At 53.5% G+C, this 15,058-nt stretch carries 12 protein-coding genes and 1 pseudogene; 8 read left to right on the plus strand and 5 right to left on the minus strand.

What is annotated here, in order from left to right; genetic code table 11:
* The first annotated feature begins 413 nt into the window (after positions 1-413).
* From AC6IZD_RS11115 to AC6IZD_RS11130, 4 genes and pseudogenes are all read left to right on the plus strand, one after another.
* On the plus strand, positions 414-698 hold the full coding sequence (locus AC6IZD_RS11115; RefSeq protein ID WP_497783386.1) for a hypothetical protein: 285 nt from the start codon (positions 414-416) through the stop codon (positions 696-698).
* 91 nt (positions 699-789) lie between these two features.
* On the plus strand, positions 790-1,344 hold the full coding sequence (locus AC6IZD_RS11120) for a recombinase family protein (RefSeq protein ID WP_497783387.1): 555 nt from the start codon (positions 790-792) through the stop codon (positions 1,342-1,344).
* Positions 1,345-1,483: 139 nt separating this feature from the next.
* Positions 1,484-1,897, plus strand: a complete 414-nt coding sequence (locus tag AC6IZD_RS11125; protein ID WP_497783388.1) for a hypothetical protein — start codon at positions 1,484-1,486, stop codon at positions 1,895-1,897.
* 1,703 nt (positions 1,898-3,600) lie between these two features.
* A pseudogene (locus AC6IZD_RS11130) lies at positions 3,601-3,951 on the plus strand (aspartyl protease family protein); the annotation flags it as partial.
* A gap of 65 nt (positions 3,952-4,016) precedes the next feature.
* On the opposite strand, the gene AC6IZD_RS11135 reads toward AC6IZD_RS11130, so the two are convergent.
* Positions 4,017-5,132, minus strand: a complete 1,116-nt coding sequence (locus tag AC6IZD_RS11135) for an aspartyl protease family protein (RefSeq protein WP_497783389.1) — start codon at positions 5,130-5,132, stop codon at positions 4,017-4,019.
* A 602-nt stretch (positions 5,133-5,734) separates the two neighbouring features.
* Here AC6IZD_RS11135 and AC6IZD_RS11140 point away from each other — a divergent pair.
* From AC6IZD_RS11140 to AC6IZD_RS11150, 3 genes are all read left to right on the plus strand, one after another.
* Positions 5,735-6,484, plus strand: coding sequence for an SDR family NAD(P)-dependent oxidoreductase (locus tag AC6IZD_RS11140; protein WP_497783390.1), 750 nt, complete (start codon positions 5,735-5,737; stop codon positions 6,482-6,484).
* A 5-nt stretch (positions 6,485-6,489) separates the two neighbouring features.
* Positions 6,490-7,143 (plus strand): TetR/AcrR family transcriptional regulator, encoded by a 654-nt coding sequence (locus AC6IZD_RS11145; RefSeq protein ID WP_497783391.1) that lies wholly within the window; start codon positions 6,490-6,492, stop codon positions 7,141-7,143.
* A 636-nt stretch (positions 7,144-7,779) separates the two neighbouring features.
* Positions 7,780-10,353, plus strand: coding sequence for a cation-translocating P-type ATPase (locus AC6IZD_RS11150; protein ID WP_497783392.1), 2,574 nt, complete (start codon positions 7,780-7,782; stop codon positions 10,351-10,353).
* Between the two features lie 75 nt (positions 10,354-10,428).
* Here the strand turns inward: AC6IZD_RS11150 and AC6IZD_RS11155 are convergent, their stop codons facing one another.
* The 4 genes from AC6IZD_RS11155 to AC6IZD_RS11170 form a co-directional block, all read right to left on the minus strand.
* The gene (locus tag AC6IZD_RS11155) at positions 10,429-11,805 is read right to left on the minus strand and encodes a sigma-54-dependent transcriptional regulator (protein ID WP_497783393.1); all 1,377 of its coding nucleotides are present in this window, start codon (positions 11,803-11,805) and stop codon (positions 10,429-10,431) included.
* Complete coding sequence (locus AC6IZD_RS11160) at positions 11,798-13,096, minus strand: sensor histidine kinase (protein ID WP_497783394.1); 1,299 nt, start codon at positions 13,094-13,096, stop codon at positions 11,798-11,800. The genes AC6IZD_RS11155 and AC6IZD_RS11160 overlap by 8 nt, the downstream gene beginning before the upstream one ends.
* 94 nt (positions 13,097-13,190) lie before the next feature.
* On the minus strand, positions 13,191-13,754 hold the full coding sequence (locus AC6IZD_RS11165; RefSeq protein ID WP_497783395.1) for a DUF2231 domain-containing protein: 564 nt from the start codon (positions 13,752-13,754) through the stop codon (positions 13,191-13,193).
* A 55-nt stretch (positions 13,755-13,809) separates the two neighbouring features.
* A complete protein-coding gene (locus AC6IZD_RS11170; protein WP_497783396.1) occupies positions 13,810-14,430 on the minus strand; it encodes a rubrerythrin family protein in 621 nt (206 codons plus the stop codon).
* A gap of 207 nt (positions 14,431-14,637) precedes the next feature.
* Between AC6IZD_RS11170 and AC6IZD_RS11175 the strand changes: the two genes are divergently transcribed.
* Positions 14,638-14,862 (plus strand): hypothetical protein, encoded by a 225-nt coding sequence (locus AC6IZD_RS11175; protein WP_497783397.1) that lies wholly within the window; start codon positions 14,638-14,640, stop codon positions 14,860-14,862.
* The last annotated feature ends 196 nt before the right edge of the window (positions 14,863-15,058 follow it).

The following is a 15,058-nucleotide window of genomic DNA, read 5'->3' on the forward strand; positions in this document are numbered from 1 at the left end:
TGAGCGCGCTAATCCATGCCAGCCGTCTCCCTCAGACTGAGCAACTTCACATCTATCCTTGCGAGTACTGCGGCGGGCTGCACGTCGGGCACGCACGACGAAACAAATGCCGCCGTCCTGTTCCTTCTCGCAACTCCCTTGAAGACCGAATCCTACGGACACGTGGGCGACTGACACGAGCATTGCGGCGAGATGGGCAACTACGCAGGCGTGAAAAGCAGCTCAGGAATCGCCAGCGAAGTGCAAGCCTTCAAGCTCATTTGCAGGTGCTGCTTGCAGAACACAAAGCACAGGAGGCTCAGGCCTCTCCACTGCAACACTGCCGTGATCCCTGAGTCTGCAATGCAGTTCGACCTGCGTTCATTCTTCTTTCCGATTCGTTCCTCTTTGAACACAACATCCAGGACAAACTCATGGCTTTCAAAGATAACTACGCATTTATCCCTGCGCGTTTGTTGGCGAACTTCGTTGAACAGCGCCGAACCCTGTTGAAGCTGACCGTTATGCGTGCTGCTGAACTATCCGATCTTACCGAACGTCAGTGGTGCGCACTCGAATCCGGCTGGGTGCCAAATGACGCGAACCTGCTTCACTCTCTGGCAAGTATGCTCATGATCAACAAAGATGACATCTTCTTGCTCGCAACAATCAGCCGTATCGCACAGGACAACCCCTCTGAAATGAAGGCAACTGCATGAAACGAGCAGCTCTTTATCTTCGTGTCTACACCGTCGATCAACACCCCGAACTCAACTTCATGACCTGCGAGCACTAGCACAGCAACGTGGATTGGAGATCGTTCATGAATACACAGATAAGATCAGCGGCGTGAAGGCGAAGCGCCCCGGTCTCGATGAACTCATGCGGGATGCCAAACGGGGAAGGATTGACGTTGTGATTGTCTGGGCTTTCAATCACCTCGCACGATCGGTTCGACATTTGTTGGACACACTCGACGAACTTAATAGCTTGAACATCGAGTTCATTAGCTTCCGAGAAAACATTGACACGGGCGGCCCGCTCGGGCGTGCCGTCGTGGTCATCATCGGCGCCATCGCGGAACTTGAGCGCAACCTCATTATCGAACGCGTGCGGGCTGGTATGCGGCGCGCGAGACTGGAGGGACGACAGATCGGACGGCGTCCACTGGATATTGATCGTGCCGCGGTTCTGCGCGATCGCGATCGTGGTATGTCCCTGACAGAAGTCGCCAAAGCGCATTCCATCTCACGCGCGATGGTCAGCAAGATCGTTAGAGAAGCGAAAGACACTAATAGCCACGAAGGGGGTACACAAGCCCCCTTCCAAGTGCCTGAAAACAGGCCATCGCAATCGATGGCCTGAGGTGGTCACAAACGTATAGCTCCGTCGCCGTCTCACGCCTGCTGTTCCGTTTCGGGATAAGTCCATACTTGCCCTGTACGCAACAGGTAAACCGGACATCGTATACGGTTGGCGGAGATTGTTGGACTGAAGGGCTGCGATGCCAGAAGATACAGACGTACGATTCTTGATGCGGCTGTTATATTCGTTCCTTGCGCTGCTAGCAGGGCTTGCAGCCATGTTGCTGTATCTAATGCTAATCGCGTATCACTTTTTTGCGCTTTACGCCATTTTCTGTTTTGCAGGTTGGGTCTTGGTTGGCCTTCCCATTGCTCTGGTACCTGCACGCATTATCAGCAACATTTCTTTGCGGATGTGGACGTTTGTGGGCATTCTGACGGGCCCATTGGCTTTGTCGATGATCATTTTGCTACTGAGCCGTGGCCATATAGCTGGTTTTGCGCGCACGGGCCCTTTCTTTCCAATTTCGAGTGTGGTTTCAACGGTTGCCTCCGTTGTCTATTGGCTTCTGTTGAGTAAGAGAGTGCCCCTCCCGGAAGCTGCTAAACGTTAACTGTCTAATAATCCAAAAGTATGGAGCAATCCCGTTCCGGGATAGTTCACTACTTGCCCTGTAGTCGCCAGTAATCAGTTGTGCGAGAATCCATTTGTATGGCAGATAGCGTGACCCTTGTATCCATCGTTCTCCTCGTAGCCGTTGCTCTATGCACACTTGCATGTCTACTCTTTCCCAAATTCCACCTAAAGGTACGCAGTAAACTTCGGCCAAACGAGGTTCACTTCGAGAGCGAGCGTCCCGATAGAGAGCGACAGCTGGCCATGATCTTCATACTTGGGATGTGCATATTCATGCTGTTTGACACCGTAAGATGCAGAAGATAGCGGAATACACCCGAAGCTCCCGATATATCCCCAAACAATGACGTATCCCACAACGGGACGCGAAGCCTCTCGCGAAGCGGCTACAATTTCTGTATGCAACCTTGCACGACAAGCACGCCCTTTGCCTGGATTCAGCATGGTCGAGTTCGTCTCAGACCCCGGCTAGATTCGCGGTCGTGGCAAGCTCTGGTCTGCAATTTATTGCCGCCGATCTTCCAGCGATACGCCAAGGTGCTTCACCGTCTCGACGCTCACTACGAGAATATCGACAGTCCTCTCTCAGAAACGGAAATAGCGACGCTCGGAATACCTCCATGCACGGCGGTGAGGGACTTCGTCGAGGCCAAGCGAAAGACATCCACGGGAACGAGACTCCGATGGCGGGAAGTTGCGGAATCGCTGGGTGTTCCGTATAAGCCGGAAATAAACCATCAATGGTTTGTTGAAAGACTTAGCCCTAGCCCACAGTGCTGGCCACGATTTATCTACGGCCCTGCGGATGGAGGACTCGATGATGAAGAGTGCAAAGAGCTTGTACGCACTCTCACTCCATTCACATCCACAACAGAGTGTTTTTTTCGTTTCCCGGAGATACCATTCATAGCTACTGATGCGCCTCTACTTTTTCACGGACGTCTCGATGGAGTTGTGCAGTTGGCAAAGCCGCACAACTTCACCCCTGAATATTGGTGGCCAGCGGACCAGGCATGGTGCCTATGCTCCGACTATGATCTTGATTTCACCTTGGTTGGAGGTGGATCGCAGCTTGTCGACGCGCTGATCAGGAATGAGTTCCTAGAATGTATAGAGGTCACGGCCGACACCCGCGTCGACTCCCTCATTCCGATTCCAGAAAGCTGATCCATTAGGTATGCCAGAGGGAGATGGCGCACCATTCGTGGCGATATATCCCCAGTAGTGAAGTATCCCGAACCGGGACAAGCCTGCCCTGCATTAGTCAGCAATTTTGGGTAGGTAAGCCCATTCAGCCTCAAATCTGGAATACCAGTTCTCAAGCACACCGTAGAAATTTTCAGCCACCAGCCACTCCTAACGCAGACTCTCTGGATCACGTAAGGGATTTTGTGTGCGGCTGAAGGCGACGAGGCGCACGCGACTTCCAACATCAAACTGCAAAACGCAGCTCCCGTCATCGAACGCTTCGTCGCCATCTGGAACCCAAAGAAGATGGTTTGTATAGATTGTGTTCCTCAATTCGGATTCGGACATTCTTCGCTCAGTTGTTCCAGTCTGTCTATGAACGCTGCCGCGCAAAGCTCTAATCCGCGTCCTCATTCCCGGAAAGCAGCGATGTGCGGCATATGTGATCGATTTGAGGAACAATGACTCGAAGCATGGTGTCAACATGGTGTAATGGAGCGATCTCGAACCTTTATCACTATCATCGTCATTGTCGGATTCATACTTACTTCCTCAGGACGCATCCGCGGAGACCAGCCACTGTCGGATGGAACTCCGTTCGTACATGGAATCGAAGCTAGTATCAACGGAAGTGCCCGGATGAAATTCGGCTTGGATACTGGTTTTGCTTGGGACTTCGCTGTCACTCCGGCGCAGGCGCGGCAGCTTGGGCTGGAAGTCATTGGCCACCATACGATACACACCTCAACTCAGGGCGACTGGAACGCCGATGCGGATATAGTCCGCGCTAGAGAGCTCACGGTAGCTGGACATACGTTTCTCAATGCAGTCGGGTTGGCGTTGCCGGGTGAGCATCATGTGTTGGGAATTACGCTTTTCAAGGACGTGCTGCTCACATTGAATTTCCCTCAGGAACAACTCTTTATCTCAGATGGAGAGCTCCCGATTGCCGACGGGCACACAATACTTGGATACACGACGAAAACGGATGCAAGCTCAGGTAGTACAAAGGATTCCATTTCCTCACCACCCGAAAGACCAACAACACGATTCGAAGACCTCTTCCCAGAATGCTCGATTAGCTCCGGGAACTTCCTAGCAAACGCAGGCCAGAGATTTGTTTCCTCTGAGCCAGTATCAAGTACTGCATTAAGATTCTGGTTGAATACGGTCATGGTCGTAATGAGGTCGGGACCGCCGAAGAACAGATTGGGGGTAGCTTGCTTGTCCTCGGCAGGAAAAGCTATTTCTATGTCGCCGTCGCTGGTCCACCGAATCCTCTTCAAGGCAATCATGACTTGTAGACCGAGAACCCCGCGTTGCGACTCTTCCATATCCACAAATGGAGGTTGGTCATCTCGAAACACCAGAAACAGCACATGTCTCAGCACCACAGTACCAAGCATCATTCTGTCTGCAACAGCAATGTGGAACGTAGCGTCTGAGCCGCGTGCATCATGGACCCCGGCGGCTCCACCATCATGGATTTGCATTCCAAACCGCTTGGCTTCCGACTCGCTAATCGCGGAAATGGTGGCATTGGAATCGAAAGCATAGTGAGCCACTTTGCCGTTGATCGAAACCGGGACTTTGCCTTTCACCTGAGACCGAAGCGTGGAGTACTGGAGTGTAACTTTGGTCGCCTTGACGTGCCGGGTGATGCTATGCAACATCGTCATCCCGGCACGGTCACTAGCGTTGGATGGCTTGACTTGACGCATCCGTTCTAAGTGCGCCTGAGCTTTCGTGTAGTTTCCTTTGCGGAAATATGCGTAAAACAGGAGATTGTGTGCATCATAGGCCTCGTCCGAGTTGGGGTGATTGCGAATAATCGAAGCGAACTTTTGCTCTGCACGTTTGCTGTCGTTGAATGCACACGCAACTACCCCGTTATAGAATGCTGCTCGACTCGAACGTTGCGTGGCAGAACGAAGTTTGAACCAGTCGTGCTCTTTATACAGTGTCGGAAGGTCCGGGTTCGGAGAAATCTCAGCAGGATGCGGTAGCGTGACGCCCCAGACCATGTCAGAACACAATAGGAGAACGATGATACTGAGACAAATCCTCCACGAATTCTGACCCCCGCGGCGTACAAAAAGTTTTCGGAATCGCGGTGACGTGTTCACGATCAGCACTTTACGCCGATTCGTTCATGAGTTCCACGATAACTGGCGGCTACAGGGCAAGTATGGAGTTATCCCGAAACGGACTGTCGGATTTCAACCCGGATAGGTGCCGGCTCCATATGCGCTGACCGCAGATGAGTTCCATGCCGACTTTTCACCCAAGTGGATGTCATACGTGTATACGTCCTCACCGATTGCTAGGTCGATAAGTGCATTGGCGATGATGTGCTCATTAAGGCAGGCTGCCGTCGAAGTCGGAGAATCGCTGAATGCGGTCCCGTTTGTCCGGTACGAATTTGGCGGACCTAGTTCGCAGCCGTGCCGCGATCCAAAACCTCCGCCGTTCGGCTCGCACTGGTGCCCAGTTGAACCTGCCTTAGCAAGCCTGAAGTGTAAAGATACATGTAGTCGAAACTTTACTGAACGGTCCAACATCATATAGTGGACTGGATGGTCAAAGATTCGGCCTCCGGTCACGCACTTCGCAGGAAAGGAAAACCATGAAAAGGCTGGAAGGGAAAGTCGCACTCATCACGGGTGGAACCAGTGGCATCGGATTGGCGACGGCAAAGCTCTTCGTCAACGAAGGTGCGAAGGTTGTAGTCACCGGTCGCCGCAGAGAGGCTCTGGATAGCGCTGTGAAGGATATCGGCGAGGGAGCAATCGGCGTTCAAGCGGATGCCAGCAAACTGGATGACCTTGATCGTCTCTACGCAGAGATCAATCAGAAGCACGGCCGCATCGACGTCCTGTTCGCAAATGCCGGTGGCGGCGAATTTGGCACCACGGAACAAGTCACGGAAGAGCAGTTCGACAAGACGTTCGACACCAATGTCAAAGGTACGTTCTTCACTGTAAAGAAGGCTCTGCCGCTCTTGACAGAGGGCGCGACCATTGTGATCAATGGTTCGATTACCTCAGTCAAAGGTATCGCAGGATTCGGTGTGTATTGCTCCACAAAAGCAGCTGTTCGTTCCTTTGCTCGAACATGGGCGAACGAACTCAAGGGCCGGAAGATTCGCGTCAACGTTGTCAGCCCTGGCCCCATTGAAACACCAGGCGCCACTGGTTTGTTCAAGACCGAAGAAGAGGCAAAGCAATACAACATCGATATGGGCAAAAAGATCCCTCTTGGCCGCGTCGGGCAGCCAGGGGAGATTGCCAACATCGCTCTCTTCCTCGCTTCTGATGAATCGAGTTTCGTGAACGGCATTGAATTGTTCGCTGACGGCGGAATGATCGAGGCCTAACAGCTATGGCAGGGCGAAGACAGTTTGACGAGGACAAAGTTCTCGCAGCGGTACGAGACGAGTTCTGGAAAAATGGCTACACTGCCACTTCTCTAGACGACCTGATGCGAGTGACGGGATTGGGAAAGGGGAGCATCTATGCTGCTTTCGGAGACAAACGACGCTTATTCCTGTCCTCACTGAAGGTGTATGCCGACGACACGCTGACAAAAGTCCGCCGTGCTCTTTCCACGAACCAACCAGCAATTGACCGTCTGCGTGCGCTCTTTCTTCGGCCGGGGCGCGGTCCTCTTGACGGGCAGCCTTATCGGGGTTGCTTCCTTGCCAACAGCACGACGGAACTGGCCTACATCGATAAAGATGTCACGGCACTGGCGCGTGGCGTCTATCGGGCTCTGGAGGAATTGATCGTGGAGGTCGTGCGCGAAGCGCAACGCGACGGGTCCCTCGCTAGGGTCATTCCTGCAAAGGACCTCGGACGTCTCATTCTAGCGGTTATGCAGGGGGAGGAGTTTCTGCAGAAGAGTGGAATGTCGGGCGCAGATCTGAGAGGAATAGGTGCTGCGGTCGACCTGTTGTTATTTGGAGGCCAAAGCATAACGGCGCCCCGATCAAAGATGGTGAAAAACCGGAAACTCCCGCGCCGAGGAGCTTACTAAAACTGTCTCTGGTTTTGCTTTGATTAAACGGGCAGGCCGATATCGAGGAATCGACCATGCCGATTCTGGGATGACGACTTCAGGGCAATGCACTCATTTGCGGAATTGCTTCATGTAGACGATAGGTAGATCGGGTTTGCAGTGAGAACTTTCCTCTGCATCGTCACTTTGCTGCAAAACGGGCAATGGTCTGACTGCAGATGAGTTCAACGCCAGCATCGAGAAAACTGACGCTGACTGAGCCATCATGGTCAGTAAACTCCTCGTGGAGAACGGCAACATCGCAACACCGCTGCCGAATACCAACAACCTAAGTTTCGCGTAGTAGGCCTAGAGCTTCGCCGCACTTGCTGAAGGCGCTGGAATTCACATAAGTCACATCTCCAAGTGAGAGGAATCACCGATGCCGTGTCGGACGTTGGGTATATTCCCAGCGTCCACAGAGGTGATCCGTGCCCCTAAAGCCGATCACGCCATCCATTGTTTCTCTTGCCCTTGGCAATCTCTATTTCAGGCGCGCACGTCGTGCTAAATATTACTGCGCACAATCAACTTCTTCGATTGCTTGCTCGGTTGGTGCTCCCATCAAGTGGCGCCAACAGTTGCGATCGTAGGAGGTATCCGAGGTAGCCAATTATGCAGAACGCAATCTCGGCCCGACCAGAAAGCAGATCACATCCGCAGCGCGCGAGACACATCGAAGGGGGACTATCTTCAGAGCAGGCTGCGCGGCGCTTAAGGGAAGAGGGCTCAAACGAGCTGCCATCCAAAGGTCGCGCTGGGTTACTCACGTTGATACTGAGGACGTGCAGTGAACCGATGTTGCTGTTGCTACTTGGGATAGTCGCGCTCTACACCTTCTTGGGGGAATTGCATGATGCGTTGATGCTGGGATTAATGGCGTGCACCATCATCGCAGTCACGATATATCAGGAACGAAAAACAGAACGAGCATTAGTGGCGCTACGTGAGCTTTCGAGTCCCCGAGCGATTGTGATCCGAGATGGAGAAACGAAATCGATTCCCGGACGTGAAGTGGTGCGTGGCGATCTCCTAATCATATCCTCCGGGACTCGCGTTCCCGCCGATGCCCTGGCAATCTCAGCAGTCGACCTGCGATGTGATGAATCCCTGATTACCGGCGAATCGGTTGCGGTCACGAAGAAAGTCTGGGACGGAGTGGAGCGGCAGTACCGTCCTGGAGGCGACGGAATTCCTGTGCTGTATTCGGGAAGTATGGTGGTTCACGGTCGTGCGGTGGCTGAAGTGATTGCGACAGGAGCGCGTACCGAACTGGGGAAAATCGGCACGCAACTGCAGACAATCAAAGAAGCTCGAACTCGGACAGAGATTGAGATAAAGAAGCTCGTAACTTATTTCGCCACAGGCGGAGTCGCCGTATGTTTGGCGGTGACTTTGATTTACGGGATGGTTCGCAACAATTGGCTAACGGGAGCTCTGTACGGCCTTACCGTCGCGATTTCAATGGTGCCAGAAGAGTTCCCGGTCGTGTTAACTGTATTCCTGGCACTTGGCGCATGGCGCATGGCACGCAACCGAGTGTTAACGCGAAAGACGTCCGCAATCGAGACCCTGGGATCAGCAACAGTCCTATGCGTGGACAAGACCGGCACCCTGACACTGAACCACATGGCTGTGCAGGAGTTGGTTCGTGAGGGAGCGTACGCACGTCTCACAGGAGACGGGCAGCTCACGCCCGAGCTTCGCGAATCGCTTAAAGTCGGAATTCTCGCCAGCGAAAATCCGGCAACTGATCCAATGGACGTTGCCCTGCACGAAGCGGGAGCACGATTTGAGCTGTTGGGTGAGAATCTCAGTCTGGAAGCTTTCTCTGAATATGGCATCACTTCCGAACTGCCAATCGTAGCTCGGGTCTTCAAGCAGGGAGATGCTGAATTTCGGGTATGCATGAAAGGAGCACCTGAGGCGATTGCGCGGATAAGCCATCTCTCGAGCGACGAACAAAGACAATTGAAAGAGGACTTGACCGCGATGGCGATGCGCGGCATGCGCGTGCTAGGCGTGTCGGAGGCGCAGTGGTCAGAAGGGCAACTGCCCAGTTCGCCCGAGGGGTTTACCTCGAAGTTTCTCGGATTAATCGGCTTCGCCGATCCCGTGCGCAAAGAAGTACCTGAAGCCATCGGTGACTGCCGTCATGCGGGAATTCGAGTTGTCATGATTACGGGCGACTATCCCGCAACCGCAGCGCACATTGCAAGTGCAGTCGGCATTCCGGATTCCAGCAGGGTTGTAAGCGGCGAAGAATTGAGCCGCATGTCTGATGAGGAACTCGACACTGCGGTTAAGAGCGCGCAGGTATTTGCCCGAGTTCTCCCGGAGCACAAGCTACGCTTGGTTCAAGCGCTCCAGAGGCATGGAGACGTGGTCGTCATGTCTGGCGACGGCGTGAACGATGCTCCGGCGCTGAAGGCGGCCAATGTCGGCATTGCAATGGGGAAACGTGGCACCGACGTTGCACGGGAAGCTTCCGCTTTCGTCTTGTTGGACGACGACTTCAACTCGATCGTGCGGGCAGTCCGCATGGGCCGAACTGTTTACAACAACATTCGAAAAGCTCTGGCTTTTGTAATCGCGGTGCATTTGCCAATTGCAGGACTGGCCCTGATCCCGGTGATATTCGGCTGGCCGCTTGCGCTGTTGCCAATACACATCGTCTTTCTTGAACTGGTGATTGATCCCGCATGCTCGGTGGCTTTCGAGTCGGAACCGGCTGACCCTGCATTGATGCGGCAACCACCGCGGCCCACAGGAGCACGTTTGCTCGATTCTCGAATCGTGTTGCTCAGCATCATGCAAGGAGTGGTGGCCCTAGCGACCGCCCTCATCGTGTATCTTTTCTGCGTTTGGAGATCATTGCCGGAGCCGACCGTGCGCGTCTCTACTTTTTCGACGGTGGTTGCAGCTGTCCTTGCGCTCATTTGGACTAACCGATCGTGGCATCGCCCGGTCGGCGAGGTGATTCGGGTGCACAATCGAGCAATGTGGGTTGTAAGCGCAGTCCCCGAGGTGTTCTTGCTCCTGGCCGTCTACACACCTTTAGGAAGATCTGTTTTCGATTTCGAATACCTGCCGCCGGCAAATATGCTCGCATGCATCTCGATAGGGATTAGTACAATCGCTTGGTTCGAACTCTATAAAGCTTTGCGGCGACGGAGAATTGCTGATTAGGGCGAGAACCCTGAACCGTGAAATCAGTTCCCGGATGCTAAGGCTGGGTTTGGGCAAAGGGCTCAAGCGCGGAAACTAGCGAACAAGGGAGTACTTCGCAGCCTTGTACCCAAAGTCACTCCGAGATAGGTTCAGCATGCGTGCGGCTTCTGCCTGTATTCCATTTGCACGCTGGAGTGCCCTATCCAAGAGCGACCGCTCGACTTCAGTGAGCACCTCGCGGACGTCCAAAGCGTCCGGAAGCGTTCGAACCCATGCAGCCGCGTCCAGAGAGGTACTTAAGGAAGCTCCAGCCTCGAACTCCAGGGGGATATCTTCGATCTCCGCACCATGGGCCAAGATGTGAGCACGCTCAAGCAGGTTTCGTAGTTCACGTATGTTGCCAGGGAACGAGTACGACATAAGCTTCTTGAGTGCGCCAGGGCTCAGCCGAAGTGGGTGAATCTTAAGATCCTTCGCAATCTGTGCAGACAGGAGATCGCACAGTCCAGGGATGTCCTCTTTTCGCTCCCTTAATGCAGGAAGGTGTATGGGAAACACAGCCAGACGATAATAGAGGTCCTCTCGAAACTGGCCTTGCTTGACGCGCTCCAGCAAATTGCGATGAGTCGCTACGAGCACGCGCACATCGACTTTTCTTTCCTGTGTCGAGCCCACTCGCTGTACCTTCCCATCAACCAGAACACGCAGCAGTTTTGCCTGTGCGGCGGCAGACATCTCACCTGCCTCGTCGAGAAAAAGCGTGCCCTCGTGAGCAGCTTCGAAGAGCCCCTGGTGAGCTTTGTCCGCACCGGTGAAGGCACCGCGCTCGTGTCCAAAAAGCTCGCTCTCTAGCAGCGTCTCAGTAAATGCGGCACAATTCACAGCAATGAGAGGCTTCGATGAACGATTGCTGTTCTTATGAATAGCGCGCGCAACGAGTTCTTTTCCCGTTCCCGTTTCCCCTGTGATAAGCACAGTCGCATTCGTGGCAGCAACTCGCGAGATCTTTTCGCGCACGTCCGCAATGGTTTCGCTGCTGCCATAGACGAAATTGGGGCCCACTAATTGCCCGACGGTATCTCTGAGTAGAGCGTTCTCACGAACCAGTTGTGCGCGCTCACAAGCCCGGCGGACAGTTGCCTTGATTACTTCCGGGGTGAAGGGCTTTGTAATGAAATCGAATGCACCTTGACGCATACTTTCGACCGCAAGCTCGATCGTGCCAACCGCCGTCAGGAAGACTACTGCTACGGATGGATCGCTGTTGCGAGTGGCAGCAAGAACATCAAGACCATCGCCATCGGGCATCTTCTGATCGGTAATCACCGAGTCGTATTCCCGTTGGTTTAGTAGATTAATCGCGGACTCGACGCCATCTGCGACGTCAACTTCATGATGATCTATGGTCAGATTTGAGGCCAGGATTCGACGCATATTTGGTTCGTCATCTACAATCAGCACCCTACCCATGGAGTGTTTCTCCTGTGGCAACTCTGGCAATCTCGGTATCCCTTAAGACGATCGTGAAACATGTTTTCTGTCGTTCGCAATCGAGCATAATGTCTCCACCATGCGCTCGAGCAATATTGCGGGCGATTGCCAGTCCCAAGCCCGTACCTCGTGGTTTCGTTGTGTAGAACGGTTCGAATATGTTTGCCAAGACCGTATCAGGAATAGGCTCACCAACATCCTCTACTTGAATCTTGGTCTCACCGGGATCACCCTCAAAAGCGCTGATCAGAACATTGGTTCCGGGCAGTGCAGCATCTACCGCGTTCATGACAACATTCAATACCGCTCGCTGAATTTGGTCGGCATCAACGTTGGAAGATAAACCCTCTCTGACGTGTACGCTTAGATTCAGCCCCCTTTGCATAGCACGTGGCTTCACCACTTCCGCTATGTATCCAAGAAGATCAGGGAGCAGAGTCGGCACTCGGAATGGCCTGCTGGGGCGAGCATAGGACAAGAATTCAGTTGTCAGCCGCTCAAGGCGCGAGGCTTCCGCCGCAGCGATTGACAACATTTCTTCTCGCATTTCGGGTGTCGAACTGGCTGATTCGGCAGTGGCCATCGAGCTGGCGATCATTGCCACAGGATTTCTGATCTCATGGGCTATGGCACTCGACAGTCTCCCAACCGCTGCGAGCTTTTCCTCTTCCGCGAGTTTCATGCGAGTGCGTCGCAGTTCCTGGAGATTTTCGGTAATCCTTTCCTGATCTTCGCGTATACGATTCACGAGACTCCACACGAGTAGCGCCACGACTGTATAGATCAAGGAAAGGACGCCTGCCTCCAAGTACTCGCTGACATGAACCGGTGGATGAAAAGTAGAAAAATGCCACACCCATAACAGCATCATGGAATCAGCTATCGCAACAACGCCCAGCATCGCTAAGAGTCGTAAGTGATAAGCAGCCTGCAACAGTGGCACCGCAAGCAATACAAAATATGGACTCTCTTCTTTATTCGTTAGGAACGTGAGCAGTAATGTCAGGATGAGATTTACCGCAATAGAAAACCGAGTAAGAACGGCACTCGCGGAACGAGATAGCGCGTGGGCTTTCGCCTGTAGCCAGATAAGTTCGAGCACCTTGGCTAAGAATGCGGCTCCCAGCGTAACAAGAAGAAGCGGCGATGGATTCCCCAGAACCTGCGAAAACAGGGTATGGAGTAGCAACAGCGCCGCCAGGACAAATAGATTCAGAAGCGCGAAAGTGGTCTGCTGCGAACGAAACGATTCGGGATCGAATTGTGCCATTGCTAGCTCGCTCCCTACTCCACTGCACTAGTTTCGAACAGTTTAGCCCCGGCACCCAAGGTGCGGAAAGCGGTGAGTTACATGGTGGTCGGGGTCAGTCCTTGTCGTTCTGCTCCAACCCACCATCAGAGAGAGGTGCATTTGGCAGCGTAGCACCGGGCGTTGGAGTTACAAGTACCCTCACGCCGAACTCATGTACCAGCCTGCCGCCGTTATGGGCAGTGTTGACGAGCAACAGTGTTCCTGCCGAATAGAGTACCAAGAACGCCAATGGCAGTGTGGTGCTCAACGTCCTGTTTGCAGAAAGCTTAAATACTTTCGGTACGAAGAGCAGCGCAGCAAATATCACGGTAAGCACGCTGAAAACGACACGGGTCCGTTCTGCGAGTGTCTCGTGCGTCTCTAACAATTGGTTTACACCTTGTGTCCGTTCTGCCAATTCTCCGGCGGCCTCACCAGTTTGAGTGGCAACAAAGATCGAAATTGTCCCCATCACCATGAGAGCAAATCCAGCGATTTGATAGGCACGGCCCTTTAAGGGCTGCATCACCGCACCAGCGATAATGAACACTGGCGCTACCAGCAGGAGCACGATCGGGAAGTGAATGACTAGCGGGTGCAGCGCGTCCCAGCTCGGAATAGGTGGAAATTGGAACATAGTGTTTCTCCTCCAGGTACATGGTTGGGCCGCCGCCAAGGACGGCCCGCGTCCGTTAGCCAACCTTCACAAACTTCTCTTTTGGGTTAAAGCACGATGGGCACTTCGCAAAGTCAATCTTTGCGATGGTGTACCCGCAGACCGAACACACATAGAACTCTTTTGCTTTCGATCCTTTCAACTGTGCCAGTTTCGCGAGTGCATCGGAGTAGAGCTTCGCGTGTTCAATTTCAGCAGTTTTTGCTTGGTTAAACGTCTTCAGTGCGTCCCTATTCCCGTCCAGTCGCGCCTGCTTCAAGAACTCGGGATACATTGTGTCGCGCTCGTATGATTCGCCCTTGATTGCGGCCTCTAGGTTCTCCCTCGTGGATTTCACATCCGGAGTTTCCACCTTGGCCTGTGGAGTTGCGCCCAGTTTCTTAATGACCGCCGCATGATTGCCGGCGTGCGTCTCTTCCGCTTTTGCAGCGGCACGGAACAGGCTTGCGACCTCTCCATATCCTTCTTTGTCGGCCTTCTCCGCGAATGCGAGATACCGGGCATGGGCATTACTCTCGCCATTGAACGCGGCCTGTAGATTGTTAACAGTCTTGCTGCTTGTTGTTGCAGTTGCGAAACACGCAAGCCCGAGTACAACCAGCGAGGTCAGAGCGAAACTCGTACAAAGCTTTCTCATGCTGTTCTCCTTTGGAGTGAGTGGCCTGAAGATCCACCCCGCCCAAGGGAAAAGCATGTCCTTTGCCAACCGTCCAAAGGGGTAAGTGATTGAAAACGTTGGCACCCTCGCACGGCAGTCACGAACGCAGGGGATAAAAGTCAAAATTCTTGGACTTGATTTGTCAAAGGATTCTGACAATGGGGCTGCCGAGCCGACCGCGAACCAATGCAGCACCGTATTTGCCTGTTCGACCTCAACACCTACGCTGCGAACCTGCAAGCATCATTGATCGGCTTGGAAGCCCGGGCCGGAGCGCATTTTATCGGAGCTGCTGAAAATCCTGGCACATACTTGAGTGTGGTAACAGACCGCTCACCTAATCAGGATCAGCACGCGCGAATCATCATCGTGAGCCCGGAGAACATTCTCCATCAGAGGCCGGATACATAGACGCAGACTGTACTTTCTCCAAACCATCTCCCCTTGCAGTCAGGCGGCGGACCATACAAAGGATAGAGTTATCCCAGACCGGACCTGCCGAACCGGACCACAGGCAGGTACCGGACGTATATACAGCGCCGGGAGCGGCACGTCTAAGAATCGGATGAGAGCTCCGTCCCCCGCGAGTAATCTCCCCGGACCGCAC

The sequence above is a fragment of the Koromonas humicola genome, assembly GCF_059726255.1.

Excerpts from the sequence above, each read along its gene's own strand:
- AC6IZD_RS11115 (WP_497783386.1), top strand. The coding sequence starts at position 414 with ATGGCTTTCAAAGATAACTACGCATTTATCCCTGCGCGTTTGTTGGCG.
- AC6IZD_RS11125 (WP_497783388.1), top strand. The coding sequence starts at position 1,484 with ATGCCAGAAGATACAGACGTACGATTCTTGATGCGGCTGTTATATTCG.
- AC6IZD_RS11135 (WP_497783389.1), bottom strand. The coding sequence starts at position 5,132 with ATGGTCTGGGGCGTCACGCTACCGCATCCTGCTGAGATTTCTCCGAAC.
- AC6IZD_RS11140 (WP_497783390.1), top strand. The coding sequence starts at position 5,735 with ATGAAAAGGCTGGAAGGGAAAGTCGCACTCATCACGGGTGGAACCAGT.
- AC6IZD_RS11145 (WP_497783391.1), top strand. The coding sequence starts at position 6,490 with ATGGCAGGGCGAAGACAGTTTGACGAGGACAAAGTTCTCGCAGCGGTA.
- AC6IZD_RS11150 (WP_497783392.1), top strand. The coding sequence starts at position 7,780 with ATGCAGAACGCAATCTCGGCCCGACCAGAAAGCAGATCACATCCGCAG.
- AC6IZD_RS11155 (WP_497783393.1), bottom strand. The coding sequence starts at position 11,805 with ATGGGTAGGGTGCTGATTGTAGATGACGAACCAAATATGCGTCGAATC.
- AC6IZD_RS11160 (WP_497783394.1), bottom strand. The coding sequence starts at position 13,096 with ATGGCACAATTCGATCCCGAATCGTTTCGTTCGCAGCAGACCACTTTC.
- AC6IZD_RS11165 (WP_497783395.1), bottom strand. The coding sequence starts at position 13,754 with ATGTTCCAATTTCCACCTATTCCGAGCTGGGACGCGCTGCACCCGCTA.
- AC6IZD_RS11170 (WP_497783396.1), bottom strand. The coding sequence starts at position 14,430 with ATGAGAAAGCTTTGTACGAGTTTCGCTCTGACCTCGCTGGTTGTACTC.
- AC6IZD_RS11175 (WP_497783397.1), top strand. The coding sequence starts at position 14,638 with ATGCAGCACCGTATTTGCCTGTTCGACCTCAACACCTACGCTGCGAAC.